At 71.6% G+C, this 3,075-nt stretch carries 3 protein-coding genes; all 3 read right to left on the minus strand.

Going from position 1 to position 3,075, the window contains the following annotated elements; translation table 11 throughout:
• Positions 1–1,066 (minus strand): TraM recognition domain-containing protein (locus Q0R63_RS20425; RefSeq protein WP_295701587.1); only part of this gene is annotated, 1,066 nt, incomplete at its 3' end.
• Between the two features lie 47 nt (positions 1,067–1,113).
• Positions 1,114–1,572 (minus strand): hypothetical protein, encoded by a 459-nt coding sequence (locus tag Q0R63_RS20430; protein WP_295701590.1) that lies wholly within the window; start codon positions 1,570–1,572, stop codon positions 1,114–1,116.
• A gap of 118 nt (positions 1,573–1,690) precedes the next feature.
• Positions 1,691–2,890, minus strand: coding sequence for a lytic murein transglycosylase (locus Q0R63_RS20435; RefSeq protein WP_295701592.1), 1,200 nt, complete (start codon positions 2,888–2,890; stop codon positions 1,691–1,693).
• Positions 2,891–3,075 lie beyond the last annotated feature (185 nt).

Raw genomic sequence — 3,075 nt, forward strand, 5'->3', positions numbered from 1 at the left:
GCTCCCCCAGGATCGCCGACAGCTGGGGGCGGGTCTGCGCGGCCCAGATGAACGAGATCCCCAGCGCGCGCTCGTTCGCCATCCTCGTGCGCAGGGTCGGTAGCGGCGCAGTGGACGGCAGCTCGTCGAGGCAGGCCAGCATCGGCGGGCACAACCGACCCCAGGGGGATGCCTGCGCCAGCTGCAGGGCGGTGTCGAGGACGTGCTCGGCCACGGCGGTCATCAGGGGAGAGGCGCTGGCGTAGGGGTCTTCCCGGCCGAGGAGGTAGATGGTGCCGCCGGCGCGGATGACGTCGGCGATGTCGGTGGCGGGTCGGCCGGGGCCGGGGACGCAGCGGCGGCGGATGGGTTCCTGGAAGAACAGGTTCATCGCCTGCTGCACGGTGGTGGTGGTGTTGCCGGCGGTCCGGTCGTCCCCGTGGAGGGCGCCGTGCAGCAGCCCGTGCCAGAACGGGGCGGCGTGGGGGTGCTCGCGCAGGATCTCGGTCGGGTCGGTCGCACTGCGGGGGCTGGCCACCCACCGCAGGACGTCCTCCAGCGTCCGACCGGTCAGGGCAGCGGCATGGAAGTAGGCCTGGATGACCTTCGCCGCCTCGGCGGCGTAGAACCGGGCGGCGTCGTCGCCGTGGCCGCCGGCGACCGCCCCCGTGACAGTGCCGGCGGTGAAGGCCTTGGCCCGCCGCTCGGCGACCACCGGGTCAACGCACCCCTCGATCGGGTCCCACACCAGTTCGGGTAGCCCGACGGCGAGCCCGAAGGGGTCGAGCACCACGCACGGACGCTCCTGCCCATCAGTCACCTTCGCTCCCGCTCGTGCGCCATGGCTGCTTGTGTGGTCGCCGGCGGGGGTGGACATCGGTCGGCTGCGGGCGGTGATGCTGAGCAGGAGGTCGTCGACCTTGGTCAGGGTCACCAGGGCTGCGCCGGGGGCGCCGAGGAGGGCGGGGATGAGCAGGTCGAGGGTCTTGCCTGAGCCCTGTGGCCCGATGACTCCGGCGGTGCGGTCCCACGGGATCCACAGCTCTCCCCCACGGGGTTGCTGCCCCCGGCCAAGACGCCACCCCACCTGCGTAGGGGCGAAACCCCTCCACGGGAACGGAACTGCGGGCCGGCTCATCGACGTCGCCCGTACAGGTCGGGCCGCACGACCGCGCTCATCCGGCGCAGCCGGGAGCGGCCGAGGAGCCGTTCGGCCTCCTCCCGGGTGGCCATGCCCTGGATCCGGCCGGGCCCCCACCGGTCCAGTCCAACCTTCCCCGCCCACAGCATCAGCGCCAGCAGCAGCGTCTCGACGACGGCGACCCAGACCTTGACCGCCACAGCCCCGGCCAGCCGGGCCGCCGGAACCTGCGCCCCTGTCAGTCCGGCCCCGGCATCCCCCCGCATCACCGCGACCACGCTGGTGAACAACTCCGCTCGCGGGGGCAGGGTGAGACCAGCGCCAGCAACCAGGTTCGCCGCCGCCCGTCCGGCGTGGACGCCGAGGACGGCCAGCAGGACGACGGCGACGAGGACGGCCAGCGGGATCTCCCAGGTGAAGGGGTACGGGTTCCTGCGACGTTCTCCCTGCATGCTGATTCTCCTTCCTCTTTCTCGTATGCCGTGGAACCCGTCCCCGGTGGACACTCACCGGTTCTCGATTCGACGCCCAGCTCGGACGGGGGCGCGGGTCAACTACGCCGGCGCTGGTCTACGGGGTCGGTGGGGTCGTCAGGTTGCCGACGCGCCAGACCTCGAAGATGTGGTGCCTGGTCGCGGCGCCGGCGTAGGTGCCGTAGGTGACGCCGCGGGTGCTGTTCATGGCTTCGACGGTAGTCTGCCGGGTGGGGTCGAGGACCATGGCGACGTGGCCGATGGTGTTGGGTCCGAGGTAGGAGTCGTAGAAGACTAGGTCGGCGGGTCGGGCCTGCGTGGGGTCGACGCGGTAGCCGTTGCCGGCGGCGAGCCAGTCCCGTTGCGCCTGGGCTGTGCGCGGGGTGGTGATCCCGATCTGGGCGTACGCGGTCTGGGTGAAGGAGGAGCAGTCCCACGCGTCAGGGCCGGCGGCGCCCATTACGTACCGGTCCCCCACCTGACGGATCGCCCACTCCATGACCCTCTGCAGTCGCGCACTAGTCAGGGGTGGGAGCTGGGGGTTGCCTACGCCCGGCCCCCTCGCTGTCAGACCGCAGTCGGTGCCGCCGCCGAGGACGGTGCCGCCCCCGTAGGCGGCGGCGTAGAACAGGATGTCGTTGACGTACCAGTCGGCGTGGTTGTACGCGAAGATGGCGCGGCGAACCCCGTTGGGGCTGCTGGTCGCTCCTTCCTGGGTGAGGTAGTTGGCGGCTGACATGGCGCTGTCGGCGGGGTTGGTGATGTCGGCGCGGCCGTCGCCGTTGCCGTCGACGCCCATGACCGCCCATGTCGCGGGCATGAACTGCATCAGCCCCTGCGCACCGGCGGAGCTGGTGGCGGTGGTCCGGCCGTGCCCGGTCTCCTCCATCCCGATCCCGGCCAGCAAAGTCCACGGGAGCGCGTACCGGGCGGCGGCGGCCACGTAGTCGGTCCTGATCGCTGGCGGGATCGGCAGCGGGGGGTTGCGCAGGGAGTTATGCCGGGGCACTCCAGGGGGTGGGAGCGGGAACCCGATGCCGCCCTCCCCCACTGCTCGACTTGCCGGATCGAGCGGAGGCGACGGGCGATTCAGCGTCAGGGCCCTAGTCGGCGAGTCGATGGGGAGCGTCCCGGCTGTGTTCTGGCCGGTGGTGGTGGGCGCATCCGCGCAGGCGATGGTGCGCAGCTGTTCGTCGACGGCGGGGCCGGTGAGGGCGACCACGATCAGGGCCACGCTCACAGGGATGCCGAACAGGAGCACCAGGACGGGGGCGACGATCAGCGCGATCTTCTTCACGGCCGTGGTCCCGTCGGTGACGCGGGGCTCACGTCGAGGCCATGGCGTAGGGCGTCGGGGTGGTCAGGCGGCACCGGTGATGTTCTGGTTGGTGAAGGTGAGCTCGCGCTCGATGGGGTGCAGGACGGTCTGGACCTTGTAGTGCTGCTCGCCGACGCACCACAGGGCGCGGCCCTTGCCCTGCA

This window comes from Lapillicoccus sp. (assembly GCF_025353065.1).
GTDB lineage: Bacteria > Actinomycetota > Actinomycetes > Actinomycetales > Dermatophilaceae > Lapillicoccus.

Coding starts and splice junctions, on each gene's coding strand:
- Q0R63_RS20430 (WP_295701590.1), bottom strand. CDS start 1,572: ATGCAGGGAGAACGTCGCAGGAACCCGTACCCCTTCACCTGGGAGATC.